General features: G+C 64.3%; 18 protein-coding genes, 1 other RNA gene and 1 pseudogene. 4 read left to right on the top strand and 16 right to left on the bottom strand.

Translation table 11 applies throughout. The features are described from left to right. Window positions 1-156 precede the first annotated feature (156 nt). From ftsW to C8J36_RS02460, 14 genes and pseudogenes are all read right to left on the bottom strand, one after another. Window positions 157-1311, bottom strand: coding sequence for a putative lipid II flippase FtsW (gene ftsW, locus C8J36_RS02525; protein WP_132532264.1), 1155 nt, complete (start codon window positions 1309-1311; stop codon window positions 157-159). A gap of 149 nt (window positions 1312-1460) precedes the next feature. Beyond that, window positions 1461-2849: a UDP-N-acetylmuramoyl-L-alanine--D-glutamate ligase gene (gene murD / locus C8J36_RS02520; protein WP_132532262.1), complete on the bottom strand. Its 1389-nt coding sequence runs from the start codon at window positions 2847-2849 to the stop codon at window positions 1461-1463. Window positions 2850-2853: 4 nt separating this feature from the next. Then, window positions 2854-3954 carry a phospho-N-acetylmuramoyl-pentapeptide-transferase gene (mraY, locus tag C8J36_RS02515; protein ID WP_062592463.1) on the bottom strand — a complete coding sequence of 367 codons (1101 nt, stop codon included), beginning with the start codon at window positions 3952-3954 and terminating at the stop codon, window positions 2854-2856. Window positions 3955-4049: 95 nt separating this feature from the next. Beyond that, a complete protein-coding gene (locus C8J36_RS02510) occupies window positions 4050-5486 on the bottom strand; it encodes a UDP-N-acetylmuramoylalanyl-D-glutamyl-2,6-diaminopimelate--D-alanyl-D-alanine ligase (protein ID WP_132532259.1) in 1437 nt (478 codons plus the stop codon). Window positions 5487-5601: 115 nt separating this feature from the next. Beyond that, window positions 5602-7056: pseudogene (locus C8J36_RS02505) on the bottom strand (UDP-N-acetylmuramoyl-L-alanyl-D-glutamate--2,6-diaminopimelate ligase); the annotation flags it as partial. A 63-nt stretch (window positions 7057-7119) separates the two neighbouring features. After that, on the bottom strand, window positions 7120-8871 hold the full coding sequence (locus C8J36_RS02500; RefSeq protein ID WP_132532253.1) for a penicillin-binding protein 2: 1752 nt from the start codon (window positions 8869-8871) through the stop codon (window positions 7120-7122). Continuing rightward, window positions 8871-9275 carry a hypothetical protein gene (locus C8J36_RS02495; RefSeq protein WP_062592458.1) on the bottom strand — a complete coding sequence of 135 codons (405 nt, stop codon included), beginning with the start codon at window positions 9273-9275 and terminating at the stop codon, window positions 8871-8873. Before C8J36_RS02495 ends, C8J36_RS02500 begins: the two co-directional genes overlap by 1 nt. Before the next feature lie 3 nt (window positions 9276-9278). Further along, the gene (gene rsmH / locus C8J36_RS02490; protein ID WP_132532250.1) at window positions 9279-10304 is read right to left on the bottom strand and encodes a 16S rRNA (cytosine(1402)-N(4))-methyltransferase RsmH; all 1026 of its coding nucleotides are present in this window, start codon (window positions 10302-10304) and stop codon (window positions 9279-9281) included. A 14-nt stretch (window positions 10305-10318) separates the two neighbouring features. Then, window positions 10319-10759 (bottom strand): division/cell wall cluster transcriptional repressor MraZ, encoded by a 441-nt coding sequence (gene mraZ, locus C8J36_RS02485; protein WP_062592454.1) that lies wholly within the window; start codon window positions 10757-10759, stop codon window positions 10319-10321. A 439-nt stretch (window positions 10760-11198) separates the two neighbouring features. Next, window positions 11199-11600, bottom strand: an RNA gene (gene rnpB / locus C8J36_RS02480) — RNase P RNA component class A. 93 nt (window positions 11601-11693) lie between these two features. After that, entirely contained in the window at window positions 11694-12875 is a 1182-nt protein-coding gene (locus C8J36_RS02475; protein WP_132532247.1) for an FAD-dependent oxidoreductase, read from the bottom strand. A gap of 55 nt (window positions 12876-12930) precedes the next feature. After that, entirely contained in the window at window positions 12931-13368 is a 438-nt protein-coding gene (locus C8J36_RS02470) for a lytic transglycosylase domain-containing protein (RefSeq protein WP_132532244.1), read from the bottom strand. Window positions 13369-13764: 396 nt separating this feature from the next. After that, entirely contained in the window at window positions 13765-14532 is a 768-nt protein-coding gene (locus C8J36_RS02465) for an N-acetylmuramoyl-L-alanine amidase (protein ID WP_132532241.1), read from the bottom strand. Then, the gene (locus C8J36_RS02460) at window positions 14529-15236 is read right to left on the bottom strand and encodes a DnaJ family molecular chaperone (RefSeq protein ID WP_132532238.1); all 708 of its coding nucleotides are present in this window, start codon (window positions 15234-15236) and stop codon (window positions 14529-14531) included. Before C8J36_RS02460 ends, C8J36_RS02465 begins: the two co-directional genes overlap by 4 nt. A 346-nt stretch (window positions 15237-15582) precedes the next feature. Here C8J36_RS02460 and C8J36_RS02455 point away from each other — a divergent pair, with 346 nt between their 5' ends. Together C8J36_RS02455 and C8J36_RS02450 are read left to right on the top strand one after the other, a co-directional pair. Continuing rightward, window positions 15583-16797 carry a pyrophosphate--fructose-6-phosphate 1-phosphotransferase gene (locus tag C8J36_RS02455; protein WP_062592448.1) on the top strand — a complete coding sequence of 405 codons (1215 nt, stop codon included), beginning with the start codon at window positions 15583-15585 and terminating at the stop codon, window positions 16795-16797. Window positions 16798-17089: 292 nt separating this feature from the next. Further along, a complete protein-coding gene (locus tag C8J36_RS02450; protein WP_132532235.1) occupies window positions 17090-18118 on the top strand; it encodes a lytic transglycosylase domain-containing protein in 1029 nt (342 codons plus the stop codon). A 156-nt stretch (window positions 18119-18274) separates the two neighbouring features. On the opposite strand, the gene C8J36_RS02445 is transcribed toward C8J36_RS02450, so the two are convergent. Continuing rightward, window positions 18275-19639, bottom strand: coding sequence for a serine hydrolase (locus tag C8J36_RS02445; protein WP_165914927.1), 1365 nt, complete (start codon window positions 19637-19639; stop codon window positions 18275-18277). A 248-nt stretch (window positions 19640-19887) separates the two neighbouring features. Continuing rightward, window positions 19888-21309 carry a bifunctional diguanylate cyclase/phosphodiesterase gene (locus C8J36_RS02440; protein ID WP_165914926.1) on the bottom strand — a complete coding sequence of 474 codons (1422 nt, stop codon included), beginning with the start codon at window positions 21307-21309 and terminating at the stop codon, window positions 19888-19890. Between the two features lie 251 nt (window positions 21310-21560). On the opposite strand from C8J36_RS02440, the gene C8J36_RS02435 reads away from it, so the two are divergent. Both C8J36_RS02435 and C8J36_RS02430 read left to right on the top strand, forming a co-directional pair. Continuing rightward, the gene (locus C8J36_RS02435) at window positions 21561-22841 is read left to right on the top strand and encodes a DUF3419 family protein (protein WP_132532229.1); all 1281 of its coding nucleotides are present in this window, start codon (window positions 21561-21563) and stop codon (window positions 22839-22841) included. Between the two features lie 5 nt (window positions 22842-22846). Continuing rightward, window positions 22847-23497, top strand: coding sequence for a class I SAM-dependent methyltransferase (locus C8J36_RS02430; protein WP_132532226.1), 651 nt, complete (start codon window positions 22847-22849; stop codon window positions 23495-23497). Window positions 23498-23502 lie beyond the last annotated feature (5 nt).

Here is a 23502-nt window from a genome sequence, read left to right as displayed (position 1 = left end):
CGTTGATATCTACTACCGCACAATGTCGAAAATCGTGACGAGTTTTCACACCCGTCCAGGCTTCGCTTGAAGTGCCACAGCGTCGCGCATCGGGAAGACGCGCGACGCTGTTTTTTCTTCGGCGCACGCGCGGCGCGCGCCTCGTTTGATGTGGTGCTACTCCGCCGCCACCGGTGCGCCGGTCCGAAACAGGCTGCGCTCCAGAGCGCGCTTTTCCGGGCGATGGCGCGTCAGCGCGAGAATGAAGCCGGCCGTGACGCAGATCGCGATCATCGACGACCCGCCATAGGAGATCAGCGGCAGCGTCATGCCCTTGGCCGGAAGCAGCTCCAGATTGACCCCGACATTGATGATCGACTGGATGCCGATCTGCAGCACGAGGCCGGCGACCGCGAAGCGGTTGAAGTCGTTGCGCTCGCGGAAAGCGTGGCTGAGCCCGCGCATGACGAGGAACGAGAAGATGGCGACGATGACCATGCAGAAGACGATGCCGAACTCCTCGGCCGCGACCGAGAAGATGAAGTCGGTATGGCTGTCGGGGATGATCCGCTTGATGATGCCTTCTCCGGGACCCTGCCCCAGCCAGTCGCCGCGGATGATCGCCTCGCGCGCCGTGTCCACCTGGAAGGTATCGCCCTCGCCCGTCATGAAGCGGTCGATACGGCCAGCCACGTGCGGCAACAGCGTGTAGGCGACGACGAGACCGCCGACGGCCGATCCGCCGAGAACGACGATCCAGAGCCAGGGCATGCCCGCCATGAAGAACATGCCGCCCCAGACGGCCGTCGTCAGGATGGTCTGCCCGAGGTCGGGCTGGGCGATCAGCAGGGTCGCGACGATGCCGTAAAGCAGGATGGCGAAGAGATTGCCGGGAATTTCCGGCTGGCGGGCATGTTCGGAAAAGAGCCAGGCGCAGACGATGACGAAGGCCGGCTTCATGAATTCGGATGGCTGGATGCCGATCGGACCGATCGAGAACCAGCGGCGCGAGCCCTTGATCTCGATGCCGAAGAACAGCGCGAGAATCATCATCGCGATGGCTGCGACAAGGATGACGATCGCCGTGCGCCGCACCTGACGCGGCGTCAGGAACGACAGTCCGATCATAACGACCAGCGACGGAATGAGGAAGGCCGCCTGGCGCTTGACGAAATGAAAGCTGTCGAGGCCCAGCCGTTCGGCAACAGCAGGGCTTGCAGCGAAGGACAGCATGAAGCCGATGCCCATCAACAGAATGAACGTCGCCAGGAAGAACCTGTCGATGGTCCAGAACCAATCGGCCACCGGGCCCCGCTCCGCACGACTCACCATGTCTTCGTCCTCGTCAAAGTGCGCCTCTGCGCCGTAAACCGTGCGGCCGCGGCAGCAAATGCCGCCACACCCGTCAAATCAGCCCAAGTCCGTCACATCAGCCCAGGGCCATCACATGAGCCCAAGCCCGTCACATGAGCCCAGGCCCGTCATACCAGCATGGTCACGCCGGGAAGTGCGGCCACATGGGTGACAAAGGCATCCCCGCGCATCTCGAAGTTCTTGTACTGGTCGAAGCTTGCGCAAGCCGGTGACAACAGAACGGTTGCCGGCAATCCGTCGCGCGCGGCATCCGCCGCTGCGTCGGCCACCGCCTTCTCCAGCGTCTGCGACGGCTCGAACGGAACGACGTCGCCCAGCGTCGCCGCGAAATCCTCTGCAGCACGGCCGATCAGATAGGCCTTGGCGATTCTGGAGAAGTAGGGAGCAAGCGACGCGATGCCGCCCTCTTTCGGCACGCCGCCGGCAATCCAGTAGATGCGCTCGAAGCTCGACAGCGCGGGCGCCGCCGCCTCCGCATTCGTCGCTTTGCTGTCGTTCACGAAAGTGATGTCGCGCAACATCGCGACCGGCTGCATGCGGTGCTTCAGGCCCGGAAAGGAGGCAAGCCCGGAGAGGATCTCTGCCTTGGAGACGCCGACCGCAAGGCAGGCGGCGATGGCGGCTGCCGCATTCTGCCCGTTATGGCTTCCGCGCAGCGTCGCGATGCCGGAGAGATCGGCAAAGACCTCCGCAAGGCCCGCCTCGGCGCGTAGGACGGAGGCGTCCTGCGCATAGTACCCGTCGCCGAGCGACCGGTGCCGGGCGATCCGGATGACAGAACGGCCGGCAAGCGCCACGCGGTCCGCAATGGCTTCGCACCAGGCATCGTCCACACCGATGATCGCCGTATGGCTCGCGGCGACGAGGCGCTCCTTGACGGAGGCATAATGCTCCATCGTCCCATGCCGGTCGATATGGTCGGGCGTGAGGTTGAGGAGGATGCCGGCGGTCGGTTCGAGTGAAGGCGACAGGTCGATCTGGTAGGACGAGCACTCGACCACGTAGAAGCGGTCCTTCGCCGGCGGGTCGAGCGTCAGCACCGCCGTTCCGATATTGCCGCCGAGCTGCGTGTCGCGGCCGCTTGCCGAGAGGATATGCCCGATCAGCGCTGTCGTCGTCGATTTGCCGTTGGTGCCGGTGATGGCGATCAGCGGTGCCTCGGGCGCAAGGGCACGCCGTTCGCGGGAGAACAGCTCGATATCCCCGATCACCTCGACCCCGGCGCTGCGCGCGAGATCGACCGTCCAGTGCGGCGTCGGATGGGTCAGCGGCACGCCGGGCGAGAGGATGAAGGCTGAAAATTCCGACCAGTCGGCGTGGCGCAGATCGCCGGTGCCGATGCCCTCGGCCGCGGCCTTCGCGACGCTCTCCGCATTGTCGTCCCAGGCCGTCACCACGGCTCCGCCGGCCACCAGCGCCCGCGCGGTGGCAAGCCCGGAGCCACCGAGGCCGAAAAGGGCGACCCGAGCGCCACGAAGGGAGGTGACCGGAATCATCGGATTACCGCAGTTTCAGCGTGGACAGGCCGACCATGGCCAGGATGACGGCGATGATCCAGAAGCGGATGACGACCTGGCTTTCCGTCCAGCCCTTCTTTTCGAAATGGTGATGGATCGGCGCCATGAGGAAGACGCGGCGGCCGGTGCGCTTGAACCAGAAGACCTGGATGATCACGGACAGCGTCTCGATCACGAAGAGGCCGCCGATGATGACCATGACGATTTCATGCTTGGTGGCGACGGCAACGGTGCCGATCAGGCCGCCGAGGGCGAGCGAGCCCGTATCCCCCATGAAAATGGCGGCCGGCGGCGCGTTGAACCAGAGGAAACCCAGCCCCGCCCCGATCACCGCCCCGAGAATGACGGCCAGTTCGCCCGTGCCGGGTACGAAATGGATCTGCAGGTAATTGGCAAAGACCGCGTTGCCGGCGAGATAGGCGATCACGCCGAACGAGGCCGCGGCGATCATGACCGGCACGATGGCGAGCCCGTCGAGACCGTCCGTCAGGTTCACCGCATTGCCGGCGCCGACGATGACGAAGCCGCCGAACAGGATGAAGAAATAGCCGAGATTGAGCGTGAAATCCTTGAGGAACGGAAAGGTCAGCGACGAGCCGAACGTCGAGCCCGCCGTGCCTGCGGAAATCGCCGAACGCATCATGAAGAACACAGCGACGGCGGCGACCGCGAACTCGATCCCGAGACGCGCCTTGCCGGAAAAGCCCTTGTCCGACTGCTTCGTCACCTTCAGATAATCGTCATAGAAGCCGATGGCGCCGAAGCCGAGCGTGACGAGCAGGGTCGAGACGACGTAGACGCTCGACAGATCGGCCCAGAGCAGCGAGGAGACGACGATCCCGGCCAGGATCATCAGGCCGCCCATGGTCGGCGTTCCCGCCTTCTTGAAGTGCGTCTGCGGCCCGTCGGCCCGGATCGGCTGCCCCCGGCCCTGGCGAACCCGCAGCGACGAGATCATCTTCGGTCCGAACAGGAACACGATCATGGCGGAGGTGAACAGCGCCGCGCCGGTGCGGAAGGTGATGTACCGGAACAGATTGAAAAACTGGAAATGGTCCGCCAGTTCGACAAGCCAGATGAGCATGAGGGACCCTTCCCCGAAAGTTCGATGTCGACACTCCTTCCGCCGACCGGAGAAAGGAGACCGGCCGTCCGGCCGAAAATGAGATGGAGAGCGGCCTAGACCGCCTGCTCCGCTTCGGCCTTGGCCGCAAATGTATCGAGAAGCGCCTGGACGATCCGTCCGCAGCCGGTGCCCTTCGAGGATTTGATCATGACGACGTCGCCTGCCCGCACCGACGCGACCGCATGATTGCGCAGATCGTCGACCGCATCGCAGTGAACGACCGAAACCGTGTCCGGCAGCGCATCGCGCAGATGCGTCATTTCTGGCCCCGCGAGCCAGACCGTGTCGATGCCATGCTCGAGCAGCGGCCCGGCGAGTGCCGCATGGGCCTGCGCCGAATGATCGCCCATCTCCAGCATGTCACCGAGAATGGCGATGCGCCTGCCGCCGCCGGTGCCAAGCTCCGCCTCGCCGAGAAGGGCGATGGCCGCGCGCATGGAGGCCGGATTGGCATTGTAGCTCTCGTCGATCAGCCTCAGCAGGCCGGTGCCGACCGACAGGCGATGGCGTTGGCCCCGCCCCTTCTCCGGCTGCAGCGTCGCGAGAGAGGCGATCGCCGTATCGAGATCCGCGCCGACGAGCGAGGCGGCGCCAAGCACGGCCAGCGCATTCTCGGCAATGTGGCGACCCGGCGCGCCGATCGGAATTTCGAGCGTGCGGCCATCGACCATCGCCCAGAGCGTGCCGCCCTCCGGCGTCGCCGCATATTCGATCATCCGGAAATCCGCACGTTGATCGACGCCGAAGCTGTGGACGCTGGACACGCCGAGCATCGACGCCGCCTTTGCCAGCGTGCCGAACTGCGCATTGTCGCGGTTGAGAAGGACGTGACCGCCATCGACCAGCCCTTCCATGATCTCGGCTTTCGCCAGAGCGATCTCATCGAGGTCGCGGAAATTGCCGAGATGGGCCGGCGCGATCGTCGTGATGACGGCAACATGCGGACGCACCATGCGCACCAGGGGGCGGATCTCGTTCGGATGGTTCATGCCGATTTCGAAGATTCCGTAATCCGTGGCCTCCGGCATGCGTGCAAGCGTCAACGGCACGCCCCAATGATTGTTGAAGGAGGCGACGGACGCGTGGACCCGACCGCTCGGAGACAGCGCATGCCGCAGCATCTCCTTGGTGGTCGTCTTGCCGACCGACCCCGTGACGGCAATGATCTTGGCGGCACTGCGGTCGCGGGCGGCGCAGCCGAGCCGCACCATGGCGGCAAGCACGTCATCGACGACGATCATCGGCGCGATCAGTCGGCCGAGCGCCGGCAGCTTGCCCTCGCTGACCACGAGAAGCGACGCACCATTGGCGATCGCAAAGCCCGCATAGTCATGCCCGTCCACACGGTCGCCCTTGATGGCGAAAAACGCCTCGCCCTTGCCGATGGCGCGGCTGTCGATCGAGATGCCGGTAATGCCTTGCGGCAGGTTGCCGACCGGGCGGCCGTGCATGGCCGCCATGAGATCGGCGCTCGTCCAGAGAAAACCCATGCCCTCAGCCTCCCAAATCCTGGCTATCCGTCAGCCCGCCCGTTTGCCGAGCACCCTCGATTTGGGCACCCTCGTTTTGGGCACCCGTCGTCTGGGCACCCGTCGTCTGGGCGCTGAGGGCCTTGCGAATTTCGGCGTGATCCGAGAAGGGCAGCGTGACGGAGCCGACCGTCTGGCCTTCTTCATGCCCCTTGCCGGCAACGATCAGGGTATCGCCGGGTCCAAGCAAGCCGACGGCGTGGCGGATGGCCTCGGCACGATCGGCGATCTCGGTCGCGCCGGGTGTCGCGGCAAGGATCTCGCTGCGGATCGTCGCCGGCGTCTCGGACCGCGGATTGTCGTCCGTCACGATCACGATGTCGGAAAGCCGGGCTGCAATCTCGCCCATGAGGGGCCGCTTGCCCCTGTCGCGATCGCCACCGCAGCCGAACACCGTGACCACGCGTCCCGTCGTGAAGGGTCGCACGGAGGTGAGGACCTGCGTCAGCGAATCGGGCTTGTGGGCGTAATCGACATAGGCAAGCGCACCGTCCGCCGTCTGCCCGACCAGTTCCAGCCGGCCCGGCGCGCCCTGCAGCTTTTCCAGCGCCAGCATCACGATGCGGGCCTCGACGCCGGTCGCCATCGCGAGACCTGCAGCCACCAGCGCATTCGAAATCTGGAAATCGCCGGCCAGCGGCAGATTGACCTCGAAGATGCGCCCATCGGCATGCACTTCGGCAATCTGCTTGTGACGGAAATGCTCGACGCGCTTCAGCGTGAGATAGTCGCCCTTGCGGCCGACGGTGCGCACATCGCTGCCGGCCGCATTGGCGGCGCGGATCGCGGCGTCCGACCATTCGTCGTCGGAGAAAATGATGGCCGGCGCGCCTTTGGGCAGCAGCGCTTCGAACAGGCGCATCTTGGCGCCGAGATAATGCTCGACCGTCGGATGATAATCCATGTGGTCGCGGCCGAGATTGGTGAAGGCTGCAGCCGAAAGGCGCACGCCGTCGAGCCGGCTCTGGTCGAGCCCGTGGCTGGAGGCTTCCATGGCGGCATGGGTGACCCCGGAGGCCGCAAGCTCGGACAGCAGCTTGTGCAGCGAGACGGGATCGGGCGTGGTGAGCGAGCCATAATCGTTCCGGCCGGGCGCCACGACGCCGGTCGTGCCGATCATCGCGGCGGAGAGGCCGGCCTGCGCCCAGATCTGCCGGGTGAACGAGGCGACCGACGTCTTGCCGGCGGTGCCGGTCACCGCAACCATGGTTTCCGGCTGAGCCCCGTAGAATGTCGCAGCGGCCCGCGAGAGAAACGTTCGCGTGGAGGCAACGCGGATGACGGGCACCGGCAGATCCGCGCCGAGATCCTCCTCGGTCACGATGGCGACGGCACCGCGCGCGACCGCGTCGTTCACATAGACGCTGCCGTTTGCCTTGTTGCCGGGAACCGCCACGAACAGCGTGCCCGGCGCAACCTTGCGACTGTCGGCGGTCAGCCCCCCGATGTCGGCATCGGCCTGATCCGGGGAGAGAGAGATCCCTGCCCCATCCTGTCCATCCGCAAGCGTCGCAAGGTCACTGATCTTCATCGATTGCACTTTTCCCAACACGATTCCCTCGGCCATCACGGCCGCGTGACCGTCCTTTACCGCTCAATACGCCACAAGCAAGGCGGAACCATCGGCGCCGAACTTCGGCTCGACGCCCAGAAGCGGCGCGGAACGGCTGATGATGTCATGAACCATCGGAGCCGCGGTATTGCCGGCGAGTGCCGCCCCGTTGCCCTTGTCCGTCTTCGGCTCGTCGATGAAGGTCAGCACGACGTAGCGCGGATTGTCGATCGGGAAGCCGGCGAGGAAGGCGTTGAAGTTGGCGTCGCTCGAATAGCGGCCGTTGACCACCTTGTCGGCGGTCCCCGTCTTGCCACCGACGTTGAAGCCGGGGACGCGAGCGTTCTTGCCGGAGCCGTGAACCCCGTTCCAGCGGAACAGGTAGCGCATGTCCGCGCTGGTCGATGGCTTGATGACCTGGGTGGACGCGGCAGCGGCCTCTTCGACCGAGCGCGGCAGGAAGGTCGGCTCGATCAGCTTGCCGCCGTTCATCAGCGCCCCGCCGGCGACCGCCGTCTGGAGCGGCGTGGTGGACACGCCGTGACCGAAGGAGATCGTGATCGAATTGATCTTCTTCCACACCTTCGGCTGGCTCGGCATCTTGATCTCCGGCAGCTCCGTGGGGATCCTCGACAGGAGCCCGAGCCGCGTCAGAAATTCCTTGTGGGCATCGATGCCGACCAGGTCGGCCATCTTGGCCGTGCCGATGTTGGACGAATACTGGAAGATTTCCGGCACCGTGAGGACGCGGCTCTTGCCATGGAAGTCCTTGATGGTGAAGCCGCCGATGCGGATCGGGAAGCGGGCATCGAAGCTGTCGGTCAGCTTCACCTTGCCGCTGTCGAGCGCCATGGCCGTGGTGAACGATTTGAAGGTGGAGCCCATCTCGAACGTGCCGTTCGACATGCGGTTCATCCAGCCTTCCTTGGCGCCGTCCGCCGGCTTGTTCGGGTCGTAGTCGGGATAGGAGACCATGGCGAGAATTTCGCCGGTCTTCACATCCATGACGACGCCGCCGGCGGCAAGCGAGCGGAACTTGGCCATGGCCTCGACCACGACGTCGCGCATGATGTTCTGAACGCGCAGGTCGATCGACAGGCGCACGGGCTCGAGCTTGGCGTCGCTGGTCATGCCGATGGCAGCGAGATCCGCGAGACCCTGGTTGTCGATCCAGCGCTCCATGCCGGCAATGCCGCGATTGTCGACATTGACGTGGCCGACGACGTGCGATGCGGTGGCGCCACCGGGATAGAAACGGCGCTTCTCCGGCCGGAAACCGATGCCGGGAATGCCGAGCGCGAGAATCTCGCTCTGCTGCTTCGGCGTCAGCTGGCGACGCAGCCATTGGAAGCGCGTCTTCGACTTCAGCTTGTTATAGATGTCGGCATTGTTGAGATTGGGCAGGACGGTCGCCAGTTGCTCGACGGCCTCGTCCGCATCCACGATCTTGTGCGGCTCGGCAAAGAGGGACACGGTGCGGATGTCGGTCGCAAGAATCTGGCCGTTGCGGTCGAGAATATCGGGCCGCGAGGCCATCAGATTGTCGGCGCGGCCGATGCTCGACACCGTCTCCGGCTGGGCGAAACCGTACTGGATCAACCGTCCGCCGATGATGCAGTAGACCACGGAGAAGCCGGCGATGACGATGGCGACGCGGCTGCGGGCCTGGTTGCCGCGCCGCTTGCGGATGCCTTCGAAGGGTGCGCTGCGCGAGAGATCGCCGGGATGATTGTTGCCGCCGGCGGAGAAGTGCGCCTTGCTCTTGACGACCATGATGCGGGAGAGAAACGACATCAGCGCGCCACCGAACCTGTTGAGATCTCGTCGGTCGCCGCCCCATCGCGCGAAGCGACGGCCGGAGCGGCCTTCTTCTTGCCCTTGCTGTCCTTTTCCTCCGGCGGAGGCACGTCGGCCTTCATCATCGGCAGCTCTTCGGGATGCACGAGCTGGGTCGGATCCGTGGGAACCAGCTGCAGATCCTTGTCATAGGCCTTGACGAGGCGATCGAGCCGGTTCGGCTGCGTCAGGAGCGACCAGTCTGCGCGCAGGAGGTCGATCGTATCCTCCTCGAGCTTGATCTGCGCCTCGAGCGACCGGACGTCCTCCAGCTTGTTCTCGGCCTGATGCTTGATCGTATAGGTGACGGTCGCTGCAGCCGTCATGACGACGATCAACACGATATCCAGCGTTCTCAGCATATGTCAGCCTCCCAGCTTCGAAAGACTTGCAAGGTCTGGCAGATCGAAAATCGACATGTCGGCGGGCTCGGCTGGGGCATGCGTGCGTTCCCCGACCCGCAACTTGGCGGAGCGGGCGCGCGGATTCCTGGATGATTCGTCTTCGCTCGCAGCAATCATGGCCTTACCAACTGGTGCGAAGGTTGCCGGGCGCTCGTGCATGATGGGCAGGTGACGCGACCCCGAGGCCTTGCCGGCCCGGTCCTGGAAGAACTTCTTGACGATCCGGTCTTCGAGCGAATGGAAGGTGACCACGCTCAGCCGACCGCCGGGCTTCAGCGCGCGCTCGGCGGCAAACAGAGCCTGCGCCAGTTCGCCGAGTTCGTCGTTGACGAAAATGCGCAGCGCCTGGAACACCCTTGTCGCCGGATGGATCTTGTCCTTGGCCTTGCGCGGGGTCACCACCTCGATCAGGCCCGCAAGATCGCGGGTCGTCTCGAACGGGGTTTCGGCGCGGCGCTTCTCGATCGCCCGGGCGATGCGGCCGGACTGGGGCTCCTCGCCCAGAAAGCCGAAGATGCGGATGAGATCGCCGACCTTGGCGCGGTTGACGACATCGGCGGCGGAAACGCCGTCCGACGACATGCGCATGTCGAGCGGGCCGCGACGCTGGAAGGAGAAGCCCCGATCCGCCTCGTCGATCTGCATGGAGGAAACGCCGATATCGAGCACGACGCCATCAAGCCCGCCTTCGGGGGCATGGCGCGCGAGGTCGGAAAACTGTGCGTGGACGAGGGTCAGGCGACCGCCGCTCGCCGCGACGAGAGCTTGTCCGGCCGCAATCGCGCTCGGATCGCGATCGAGCGCGATCACATCGGCGCCGCTCTCGAGGATCGCGGACGTATAGCCGCCGGCACCGAACGTGCCGTCGAGGATCGTCTTGGCCGGTCCCGGCTGAAGACTGTTCAAAACCTCTGGGAGAAGAACCGGAATGTGGCGGACCGGTCCGCCATCGGCTCCAGTTGCACTGTCGCCAAGATCCGCCACCATTCCGTCTCTCCATGCTAGCCGGGGCGCAGACCTCGCAACCTGCGTTCCTGACGTGCCGCCGCCTGCGTTTCCTGAAACACCTGCGGCGCCCATAACTGAAAGTGATCCGCCCGACCGACGAAGGTCACCTCGTTGGTGATGCCGGTGAAGTCGCGAATGAAATCCGTGACCATCAACCGACCTTCCTGGTCGAGCTTCATGAAGACCCCGCCCCCGTGAATGAGGAGCGACATCTCGTTGGCTTGCGGCGAAAACGGATCCTCGCCCGCAATCTGCCGCTCGAAACGATCCAGCAGTTCCGGCCCGCCCGCACTGATCGCAGGGAACACGAAATCCTGGAAGCAATACAATTCCCGGATATCCAGCGTCGCCAGCACACCGCGAAACGACGAGGGAACGGAAACCCGTCCCTTCGCATCGATGCGATTCGTGGCATGCGAGAGAAATCGGTTCATGACGCGTAACAGCCGTTTTCATCCAACGCGCCGGCGGAAGACGCCCGCAAGCAACTCCGGAAGCAGACACTATACGCCACTGCCGGGCGACATGCCCGTTCCACAACCCCTTGAGGGTCAACCACCAAGCTCGCGATGATCGGGCCGTCAACGACCCCTGTGCAGTGCATGATTGGGATAGCATGGGACCATATGGGGGTCAATGGGATTTGGGTCGCTGGAGGGGCCGCCTCCATCGAACATTGATAGACTGTTAAGTTTAACAAATGGTTACGACACGCCCTGAGACACTCTATCCGGAAGAGACCCTCCGGCATGGCTCAACGACCGCAGGCGGCAATCGATGCTGACAAAAGGGATTTGATAACAACAGGATAGATTAAACCCAGCCCGCGCCTGAAAACGGGCACTGCACGCAGGAAGGGTATCGACAGGAAAAAACGCCAGTCGGCCTGTAAGCCGGGTTCTGTATGGCTCCGGCCGGTTGAGGACCGGAACGTGGCAGCCATTCATCTGGGACGACGCTCGCGCGCCGCCTCGTGCAACCCACCCGGATGACTGGCCCGGAACAGGCCGGCAGCCTTGCGGCTGCCACGTCATCCCTATTCGGTCTTGCTCCCGGTGGGGTTTACCGTGCCGCCCCTGTTACCAGACGCGCGGTGGGCTCTTACCCCACCCTTTCACCCTTACCCGCGTAAACGCGGGCGGTTTGCTTTCTGTGGCACTTTCCCTGAGGTCGCCCTCGCCGGACGTTATCCGGCACCGTTTTTCCGTGGAGCCCGGACTTTCCTCCCCCCGCAACCTTTCGGTCATAGCGGAGAGCGGCTGCCCGGCCGACTGGCAGCGCCCTGATAGCGGAGACTTCCAGCCTTGGCCAGCTTTATCGGGCCGGTACGAACAGGGTCTGGAACGATCACGGGCTGGAACGGCAGGTTCAGGCGAACACCGGTGCGAAGGACTGGCTGTAGCCTTCGCCGTCGACCTTCCCGTCGAGGATCAGTGAAGCCCCGAGCCGTCCGATCTCGTCGCAGCTCTTCGCCGCCATGCCGTTGCCGCCGGTGAGAAGTGCGACCCGGTCGGATTCGACATAGCCGATATAGGGATAGCCGGTCTCTGTCAGCGAGACGACGCAGGGCGAAAAATGCGTGGAGGCCGGCATAAAATCCGGCAGGATATCGGCCAGATGCCGCGCCAGATGCGCGGCTGCCGCAGCGCGACCGCCGCTGCGGAACCAGGACCGGATCGCCGCCTCGTCGCGCAGCTGGAGATCGTCCGGATCGCCGCCGATCTTAATATAGGTCTTGCCGTCCGGATAGCGGATCGGCGGCAGAAGGTAGAAGCTGTCGGCTTCGCTCGCTCCGTTGCGGATCAGCGACGGCATCGCGGAAAGCCGATCCCGGTCCGCCTCCGCCACCTCCGCGAAGAGGACGGTGCGCGCCATGACCTGCAGGGCCGGTGTTCGACGCAGAAGCCGATCCGACAGCGCGAACCCGCCAGTGGCGACCAGCACATTCTCGGCTTGGTAGGCGGCACCGTCGATCGTGGTGACGGTGACGCCGTCCGCCGTCTCGACAAGAGACGTTACCTCCCGGCTGATGACCGACGCGCCGGCCATCGCGGCGCAGACGGTTTCCGCGGCAACCAGGGCCAGCGGATTGACGTGCCCGGCATCGCGCGCCTCGAAGATCCCGCGTTCATGGCCGCGGAAGGAAAAGGAAGGGAAGCGCGACCGGAGACCCGGCTGGTCCAGATGCGCTATGGCAACGCCCAGGCTTCTGGCGGCGGCATCGACATGGCCGAGATAGGCACCGCCCTCCGCTCCCGCGATCAGGCATCCGACTTCGGTATAAAAGCCGATGCCCGAACGGCTTTCGATCGCGTGGTAGCGCTCGATGGAGCGACGGGCCATGCGCGCCCAGTCGCCGTCGCTGTCGATCGTGCGGGTGATCCGGCCATTGTCGTAATGGCTGGAAAACACGCCGTCATGCGTGGCCCAGTCACCCGGCTCGTCGGGACCGATCAGGGCGACGTTCGCCCCGCTCGATGCGAGATGGCGCGCGGCAGACGCGCCCATCATGCCCTTGCCGACCACGATCGTGTCGAACGTCCCGCTCATCATCATCTCCGGATCTTCGCATCTGCACAGGTCCGGTCTCCGTCAGACCTGTCGTTTACGAGTCGAGCAGAGTCTGGACCTTGCCGCAATAGCGCCTGGAGACCGGGTTCATGCGGGTGGCGCCATGTCCGGCGTTGTAGCGCAGGATCGTGCCGCAGGTGAAGCCGCCGGAGAGGCGATGCGCCTTGGCGAGGTACTTCATGCCGAACTTTATATTCGTTTCGGGATCGAACAGCCCTGCCCGGCTGCCGCCATAGCCCATCATGCGGGCCGTCGCCGGCTTGATCTGCATCAGTCCGACCTCGCCGGCACTGCCGCGCGCCTTCGGGTTGAAGTTGCTCTCGACCCGGATGACCGCATGGGCCAGATCGAGCGGCACGCCATTGGCCTGCGCATAGGTCGCGATGAGGCCGGAATAGGCCGGCGCGTCCATCTCGAAACTGGTGAGCGGGAAGCCGAGCGTCCGCCCGATATCCGGCAACGCGCGCGTCATCTCGGTCGCGCTCGTGTCTTCGAGAGAGGCTGTCCGTGTCGATGGAGATTGAAGGGACAGTTCGGTGGATGCCGTTTGATAAGCGGCTTCCGGTGCCGGAACGACCGGTGCTGTCGCACCGGCAAAGGATGGTTGAACCCCAGAAAAAAGCGCGCAGAAGCAGGCGGCTGCCTGGACGACAGTCGTTCGTCTCATGAATTTTGTAAACTCCGCTGGGATCGGGAGACCAGCGGACGCCCCGCCCCGGTCTCGCCCGATCCATGATCATGGTCATCAGCGGGGAACGGTACGCAACCCTTAGGACCCCGCCCTCGGTACCGTGTCAAAATCCGTGTGGAACATGGTCATCATATGGCGATGCAGCAAATTGCTGCAGAACGGTAAACGCGACAGGTTTCAGGTGCGCGTGAACTGCGGCAGCGAACCGAGCAGCCGATGCAGCGTATCGAGCGTCGAAATATCGGCGATTCCATCGATTCGTTCGGGGCGAAAATGCCGTTGGAACGCTTCGACGACGCCCTGCGTCCGGTCGCAGAATTCGCCTGTCACCTCAACGCCATAGCCATAGAGCGACAGCAGGCTCTGCACGGCCTCGACCGGCTGGCCCCGGTCGCCCCGCTGAAAGTAGCGTCCGCCACCGACCGGCGCGGGCTCGACCCAGTGACCAACCCCTTTTTCATACAATTTCTTCCAGGGGAAATTTTCCCCCGGATCGACCTTGCGAATGGGGGCGATATCGCTGTGCGCCAGTACCCTCTCGAGAGGGATGGACCAGCGTTCGACACAAAACTGACACAGTTCGACGACTGCCGCGATCTGGAGGGCGGGATAATCCGGCAGCCCGCCGGGATGGCCGGCATTGACGATCTCGATGCCGATCGAGCGCGAATTGATGTCGGTTTCGTTCTTCCAGATGCTCTTGCCGGCATGCCACGCCCGGCGGTCTTCCGCCACGAGCTGATCGACTAGGCCGTCCTCGTGCACGAAGTAATGGCTGGAGACCTGGCTCTCTTCCCGGCACAGCCAATCGAGCGCGCCTTCCCCCGTCGGCATGCCGGTGTAATGCAGGATGATCAGATCCGGGCCGGAAACGTTCAGACGCTCGTTATGATTGGGCGAGGCGACGAACCTCGCCTTCGGAAAATCGCAGACGGGAAGACTCATGCCGCGCGACGTTCTCTCTCGATCGCCGCATAGGCGGCATTGAAGGCTGCCATCCGGTCGTTGGCCGAGGCGTGCTGCTCGGCCGGCGCGCCGCGGGCAACCAGCAGGTCCGGATGATGCTCGGAAACGAGCACGCGGTAGCGACGACGAATGGTCGAGAAGTCGTCCTTGCGGGAGACGCCGAGCAACGCATAGGGATCGACGCCTTCGAGATAGGCATGGCGCGACAGGATCGTCTCGAACTTCGCCTCGTTCATCCCGAAGATTTCGGAGACGCGGCGCAGGAAGGCCAGTTCCTTCTCGTGCAGCGCGCCGTCCGACTTCGCGATATGGAACAGCCCGTCCACGATATCCTCAAGCACGGGGCAATCGGCTTCGCAGGAGACGCAGAGGGCCGAGAGCTTCTCGGCATAGGCCTCGTATCCCGCCACGTCCTGACGCGCGAGATTGTAGAGCCGGGCCACGTTCTGCGCCTGGTCTTCCGGAAACTTGAAGATCTGGCGAAAGGCCGAAACCTCAGCCTCGGTCACCACACCGTCCGCCTTCGCCATCTTGGCCGACAGCGCAATCATCGCGACGGAAAAGGCAACCTTGCGGCGGGTTTCCGGATCGCCCTCGAACAGCGTCCGGATCGCCTCGACGAGACCCGACAGCGCATTGCCGGTCGACGTCATGATTCCGATGAGGCGATCCCAAATCGACATGAAAGAGTCTTTCCCGTTTGGCGGACCTGTCGAGGCCCTTGCTCCGGCTCGTTTCGTCCGGCTGTGATGTCAGGACAAAAGCAATGCAGGTGCTATTTGTTGCATGGGAACCACAGACATCCTTGGTCCGGGCCCGCGCAGGAAGGAGAAGTCTGATCAGATGTCGGCAGCGAATGCAAGACAAGGACGGCCCGGAATGACAGTTTTGTGATGGCCCTCATTAATTTAAGGCTGCATTCTGCGTTGGACGCTCGGCAGCCGTGCGGTTCATGTCATTTTACTTGTGATGGTTCTGGGCTAGGAGAGGTGCGCTACCCGTTGAATGGCATCGTCCCGAGGAGGAATCATGGCCAAGCAGAAAGTCGCAATGCTCACCGCGGGGGGCCTGGCTCCGTGCCTCTCGTCTGCCGTCGGCGGATTGATCGAGCGCTACACGGACATCGCGCCGGATATCGAACTGATGGCCTATCGCTCCGGCTATCACGGCTTGCTGCTGGCCGACCGGATCGCGATCACGCCGCAGATGCGCGAAAAGGCAGGACTTCTGCACCGCTATGGCGGCTCTCCCATCGGCAACAGCCGCGTCAAGCTCACCAATGCGGCCGACTGCGTCAAGCGCGGCCTCGTCAAGGAGGGTGAGAACCCGCTCCGCGTCGCAGCCGAGCGTCTTGCCTCCGACGGCGTCACGATCCTCCACACGATCGGCGGCGACGACACCAACACGACCGCCGCCGATCTCGCCGCCTATCTCGGCGCCAATGGCTACGACCTCACCGTCGTCGGCCTGCCCAAGACCGTCGATAACGACGTCGTGCCGATCCGCCAGTCGCTCGGCGCCTGGACCGCGGCCGAATATGGCGCGAAGTTCTTCGACAATGTCAGCAACGAGCAGAGCGCGGCACCGAAGACCCTGATCGTCCACGAGGTCATGGGTCGCCACTGCGGCTGGCTGACCGCCGCAACGGCGCGCAGCTACATGCAGACGGTCGAGAAGACCGAGTTCGTCGATGGCTTCATGATGAACAGGGAACTGAAGACGATCGACGGCCTCTATCTGCCCGAGACGGCCTTCGACCTGCAGGCCGAAGCCGAGCGCCTGCGCGCCGTCATGGCCAGGACCGGCTATGTCACCCTGTTCGTCAGCGAAGGCGCCTGCATGGACGCGATCGTCGCAGAACGCGAAGCCGCCGGCGAAACCGTGAAGCGGGATGCATTCGGCCACGTCAAGCTCGACACCATCAATGTCGGCAACTGGTTTTCCAAGCAGTTTGCCGACCTTCTCGGCGCCCAGCGGGCGATGGTGCAGAAGTCCGGCTACTACGCCCGTTCGGCGCCCGCCAACATCGACGACCTGCGCCTCATTCAGGGCATGGTCGATCTCGCGGTCCAGAGCGCCCTCGACAAGGTTTCGGGCGTCACCGGCCACGACGAGGACCAGGGCGGCAAGCTGCGCACGATCGAGTTTCCGCGCATCCGCGGCGGCAAGCATTTCGACACGGCGACGCCCTGGTTCGGCGAGGTCATGGATGCGATCGGCCAAAGCTGGAAAGCCGCGCACTGAGGCAAGACGATCCAAACATGACGCACCCGAACACGGCGGCCGGTTCCACCATCGGGCGCCATCTGTCGGGAGTGTTAACGACGGATGAAAGACGCGTGCCGGGGCCTTCGAAAACAGGCTCCGGCACCCTTGTTTTTGGGGCTTTCCGCCGGCGGAGACAGGCCGCGACCGAGCCGAATGACGGCCGTCGCTTGCGAGCGGCCTTCATATAGGTTAATGACGGCGACGACATGGCGGCTTTTGGCTGCAGCACTGGTAAGGCTACGGGGCCAAAAAGCACGAAAGCGACAGCATGGCAGTTTCACGTCTTTCCCTTCATAAACAGTCTCTTACGGCATGTGCACTGATCTCGGCGACCTTGATGGTCGGCTGTTCGAGTGTCGAGCGCACGCCGATGGAGCAGTTGATGGCAGCGCAGACGGTGACGCCGATCGCCAAGCCCGGAACCGAGTTGACGGCATATGCGCTCCCGACACCGGATGGCGCAGCCGCCACGGCGGTCGAAGCCCTCGCCGCACAGACAGCCAACGCTTCGGCGACCACGCCCGCACAACAGACGTCAGCCGCACCTGGCGTTTCCGCACCGATGGCCATCGCTTCGGCCGAGGCTGCAAAGACCGCGCCGGGCGCGCCCTCGGCCGTCAAGGCGCTCGCCAATACCGAGGTCGCGTCTCTCGCACCGGGGAAGACGACGACCGCCAATCCTCTCCTCGCGAACACGGCAACCGACGCACTTCCGGAAACCGCGAATGCGATGATCACCGTGCGGCAGGTTGCGGTTCAGCCGATGATCGCCAGTGCCGGCGGCATGGAGTCGGATTTCGATACCGGCGAACCGGTCGGCCTCGAAACGCTCGTTGCCAAGCGCATGATCGTTCCCGCCGCCAAGCCGCAGCTGATCTCGGTCGCCTATTCCAAGATGGAATCGGCTGCCAGCGCCCTGCTTGGTCGTGAAAAGCCTACAAGCTCGCGTCCCGAGCTCGACAAGCTGATCACCCATTACGCCAAGCTCAACGGCGTTCCGGAAGACCTGGTTCATCGCGTCGTCCGCCGCGAAAGCACCTACAATCCCCGCGCTTATCACAACGGCAATTACGGCCTGATGCAGATCCGCTACAACACGGCCAAGGGTCTCGGCTACGAGGGAACGCCGGAAGGCCTGTTCGATGCGGAAACCAACCTGAAATATGCGACGCAATATCTCCGCGGCGCGTGGGTTGTCGCCGACAACCAGAACGACAATGCCGTCAAGCTCTATGCCAGTGGCTATTACTACCATGCCAAGCGCAAGGGCCTGCTCGACACGCTGGGAATGCGCTGAGCCGGAAACACTGTCTGCGATCCCGGGAGGTCAGCTGCGTCCGAGATGACGCATGACGCCTCACGTCGCGAGATGTGCCTTGACGGCCCGGCCTTGCCTTCGAGGCCGCCCCTCACCCCTCCTGTAGGCGTCGTTTCCACGACCGGCAGAGCGCCGTCAGGGCTGCGGCTTTGACAGGGCGGCGACAATGTCGCGATGGAGCACGCTGTCGTCATAGCCCAGCTCGCGCGGCGTCAGCCCGAGACGCACGACGGCAAGCTGCATGGAGGGTACGAGCAGGATCGACTGCCCGTCATGACCCCGCATCCAGTAGGCGTCGCTCGGGAACCCCTGAGCCTCCGGCCCCGTCTTCATCCATACCTGTCCGGAGCCGAACCGGCCGTTCGAGGCGGAGGTTGCCGTGCGCATCTGCCGGACATAGTCCGCCGGCAGGATCTGTTCGTTGTTCCAGGCGCCATCCTGCAGCAGGAAGAGCGCGAAGCGCGCCCAATCCCGCGCCGTCGCATACATATAGGAGGAGCCGACGAAGGTGCCGTGCGCATCCGGCTCCAGGATGGCGCTGCTCATGCCGAGCGGCCGGAACAGGGAGGCGCGCGGGAACGTCAGGGCCTCGCGCGGGCTGGCGAAGGAATTCATCCAGAGGCGCGAGAGAACGACCGTGGTGCCGCTCGAATAGGAGAATTGCGTGCCGGGCGCGGCATCCAGCGTCTTCGACGCGGCATAGGCCGCCATGTCGTTTTCGAGGAAGAGCATGCGCGTCGCATCCGTCACGCTGCCGTAGCTCTCGTTGAAGCCGAGGCCGCTCTGCATTCCAAGCAGATCGGACAGCGTGATCCGGCTTCGCTCGTCATTGCGCCATTGCGGCAGGAGGTCGGATGCGTCGAGGGCCATCTGCCCATCCCGAACGCGCAGGCCGATCAGCGCTGCCGTGACGGTTTTCGTCATCGACCAGCCGAGCAGGGGGGTCGAGGCGTAGAAGCCGGGAGCATAGCGCTCCGCGATGATCCGCCCGTTGCGGACGACGACCAGCCCCCGCATGCCCGGCCCTGCCCGGCCTTCGTCCTCGATCAGCGCCTGCACGCCGGCATCCGCAACCAGCGCGCCACCCTCCGGCCAGGGCTGCGCCGTGTCCGGCTCCAGGCTGCGTCGGCGCAACGACCGGTTGCCCGGAAAGGCAGCGAACGCCCCATCGGTCACGTTGGAGCAGCCGAGCCCATCGCGGAAGATCGCATGGCCCGGCGCGGCAAAACCGAACATCCGTGCCGTCACCGTCTTGCGCTGCTCGTCGACGGAGACGCGGATGAAGCGCAGCAGGGGATGGCCCGGCGCCTGCACGTCGTCGGCCAGAACCTCCGATGCGTTGCGCCCGGCAACGAACAGGCTGGAACAGACGATCTTCGCCGCGTAGCTGTCGCCAAGTTTCAGGAGATCGGGAGGCGCGACCGTCAACCAGGTGCCGACACCGGCCACGAGCGTGAAGAGCCCACCGGCCATCGTCATGAAAAAGGTGCGTCTGCGCATGATCCGGTTCCGCAGGACTGCAGGCCCCCAACCGTCCGAAACGGCGGCGAAAAGACCGTGCAGCGGGTGAAGCTGCCGGGGCGTTGCGTCTCTCCAAGGCAGAGCCTGCACCGCGCCGGGCGACTGGCCACGCGGCGGCAGGACGCCGCGCACAGGCCGGCGCCGGCTGCCACTATGGCCGTTTCACCCCCGCAAACGCAACCCGCAAGACGACCTGCACGACGACCCGCGAGCCGAAAAGTGAGCGCTCAGACTTTGAGGGAATGGGCGCGGTTGCCATCCAGAATGGCCGAGACGTCGCCGGCCGACACCGGCCGCGAAATCAGGAATCCCTGGATGGCTTTGGCACCGCGCGAACGCGCATATTCCAGTTGGCGCTCCGTTTCCACGCCTTCGATCGTCGTCGACACATCGAAGGTGTTGCCGAGCCGCAGGATGATATCCACCAGTTCCGCATCTCGCTTGCTGCCGAGCATGGCTTTGGTGAAGGAGCGGTCGATCTTCAACTGATCGAGAGGAAAGCGGCGCAGATTGTTGATCGAGGAAAAGCCGATGCCGAAATCGTCGAGCGCGATCCGCACACCTTCGGCACGCAGTTCCGTCAGGCTGTCGCAGATCACGGCGGGATCGACGGAGAAGATCGATTCGGTGACTTCGATCGTCAGGCGGCCGGGCGCTATTCCCGACTGACGCAGGCAATCCCGGACGAACGGCAGAAAGGTCGGATCACGGAACTGGTCGCCCGCGACATTCACGGCAACGCCGATCGGCGCCGGCCAGTGCCGCGCCTCCGCGCAGGCCGTCCGGATAACCCAGTTGCCGATCGGCAGGATGAGGCCCGTGGCCTCGGCGATCGAAATGAACTGATCGGGCGCGATCACGCCCTTCTGGGGATGCTGCCAGCGGATCAGGGCTTCGAAAGCGCTGATCTTGCGTGTCTCCGAGCACACGATCGGCTGGTATTCGAGAAAGAACTCGTTTCGGTCGAGAGCGCGCGAGAGATCGTATTCCAGCTCGGTGCGCGCCGACGCCTCGGTCAGCATGCCGACCTCGTAATAGGCATGGCTGTTTCCGGCGATCTGCTTTGCCTGCATCACCGCCAGGTCTGCCCGGCGCAGCAGGGCCGACATGGACGTGTCCTCGGGTGTCGGCAAGGCAACACCGATGCTTCCCCCGATCCAGACTTCGCCGGCCGCAAGCGCGAAGGGCGTGCTCATCACCGTCTTGATCGTCGCGCAGACATCCTCGATCTTGCCGTGCGACGGAGCGCCCGCGACGTGAACCGCGAATTCGTCCGCGCCCAGCCGGTAAATCGTGCCGACCCCGCTGAGAACCTGGGACAGACGCGTGGCGATCTGGATCAGCACCTCGTCGCCGGCGGCGTGGTCCATCGTGTCGTTGATGAAGCGGAACCGATCGAGATCGATGAGGAGCAACGCTCCCCGCCCCTCCGTCCGGGAATCGTTCAAAAGCGATGTCAGATCGTGCTCGAGCGCGAATCGATTGGAGATGCCGGTGAGATGGTCGATGTGCAGAATGGGCGCGATCGGCAGCGCGTCACGGCCGCTGGCGTGCGCCGCAGCTGAGTGGGCACCCTGCGGATGCACGAGGATCTTCCGCCCGGATCGTCTCTTCTGCAGCCACTCCAGCATCATGGTCTTTCCGAACATAATCATTTCGCTCGGTCAGGCACGATGCCGTCCCGGCGGGTAAAATCCGACAGACGTCTACATGTTATACTTGTGGGGCATGCCAAGCGTCGTGCCAAGCGGAGTCTGCCGTATTGGTAAACGAAGAGCATCCGAAAGCCGAGGCCGACGGGCCCCACCACAGCCGCCCACAGCCCCCTCGGAGCGCACGTCACGAAAGTGTTGCGCAAGCATCCTAGAAGCATCGCATCTTCAACGAACGGCTGTTAACCATGACCGATCTTGCGCCCACCGATCTCGTGTCCTCCCCGCGCGTTGCGGATACTCCCAGCCGGCGTCGAAACCAGAAGCTTCGCAAGGCGCTGATCCAGCACCGGCCGCTGTCGGCCTCCGGCCTGTCCGAGCGCCTCTTCGGCCTGCTCTTCTCCGGCCTCGTCTACCCGCAGATCTGGGAGGACCCGGCGGTCGACATGGAGGCGATGCAGATCCGCCCGGAACATCACATCGTCACCATCGGCTCCGGCGGCTGCAACATGCTCGCCTATCTCTCCGCCATGCCGGAGCGCATCGATGTGGTCGATCTCAACCGACACCACGTGGCGCTGAACCGCCTGAAGCTCGCCGCCTTCCGCCATCTCCCGGCGCAGGGCGATCTCGTGCGCTTTCTCGCCCGCGAAGACCTCAGCTCCAACGTGGCCGCTTATGACAGGTTCATCGCCGAGCATCTCGATGGGTTCACGCGCAGCTATTGGGAAGGCCGCAAGCTGAACGGTCGCCGGCGGATCGCCGTGTTTGGCGCCAATCTCTACCGGACCGGCCTGCTCGGCCGCTTCATCTGGCTCGCCCATATGCTGGCCCGCGCTCATGGCGTCGATCCGTCGGAGCTGACGGCCACCCGCTCGATGCGGGAACAGCGCCAGTTCTTCGACGAGCGTCTGGCACCCTTGTTCGAACGTCCGGTGATCCGCTGGCTGACCGGCCGCAAGAGCTCGCTCTTCGGCCTCGGCATTCCCCCGCAGCAGTTCGACGAGCTCGCGAGCCTCAGCAGCGAAAAGACGCTGGCGCCCGTCCTGCGCCACCGGCTCGAAAAGCTCGTCTGCCATTTTCCGCTCCGCCACAACTACTTCGCCTGGCAGGCCTTCGGCCGCCGCTATCCGCTGCCGCACGAAGGCATGCTGCCCTTGCACCTGCAGCCCGAGGCCTACGAGGCGATCCGCGACAATGCGGAGCGCGTCCACGTCCACCATGAAAGCTTCACCGACCTTCTGGCGCGCAAATTGCCGGGCACCGTCGATCGCTACGTCCTTCTCGATGCCCAGGACTGGATGACCGACCAGCAACTGGACGATCTCTGGAGCGAGATCACCCGCACGGCCGCACCGGGCGCCGTGGTCATCTTCCGCACCGCGGCCGAACGCAGCATTCTCGAAGGCCGCGTCTCGGACGACCTCCTGGCGCACTGGCATTACGACCAGGCGAAATCCGAAGCGTTGAACGTCAAGGATCGCTCCGCGATCTACGGCGGCTTCCACATCTACCGTCGCCAGGCCTGAGCCGCATGACCGAATCCCTGGTTTCCGACAGCGCGCATGCCGGCCGCATGGACCGGATGTACCGGACCCAACGCCATATCTACGACGCTACACGAAAATATTACCTCTTCGGCCGCGATACGCTGATCGACGGTCTCGACGCCGGCGCCGGTGCCCGGGTGCTGGAGGTCGGATGCGGCACCGGGCGTAATCTGGCGCTCATCGCCAAGCGCTATCCCCAAGCGCGACTCTACGGCCTCGACATCTCGGCGGAAATGCTGATTTCCGCCGAAAAGGCGCTGGCCGGCCGCGCGGCGACGCTGAAGACGGCGGATGCGACGGACTTCGAGGCCCGCGCCTTCGGCGTCGAGGGCTTCGAGCGGATCGTCATCTCTTACGCCTTGTCGATGATCCCGGACTGGGAAAAGGCGATCGATGCGGCGCTCGACGCTTTGGCGCCGGACGGTTCGCTGCACATTGCCGATTTCGGCCAGCAGGAAGGCTTGCCGCCGATCGCGCGCCGCATCCTCTCGGCATGGCTCACCCGTTTCCATGTCACCCCGCGCGCCCGCCTGATGGCGGTTGTGACGGCGAAAGCGCGCGCGCGCGGCCTGAGCACGGAGACGAAAGCGCTTGGCCGTGGCTATGCCTGGCTCGTCATCTGCCGACGCACGTAGCTTTT

Origin of the sequence: Rhizobium sp. PP-F2F-G48 (assembly GCF_004342335.1) — a bacterium.
Classification (GTDB): domain Bacteria; phylum Pseudomonadota; class Alphaproteobacteria; order Rhizobiales; family Rhizobiaceae; genus Ferranicluibacter.
Note: the sequence above shows the minus strand (reverse complement) of the source record. Positions and strands in the feature narration are given on the sequence as shown.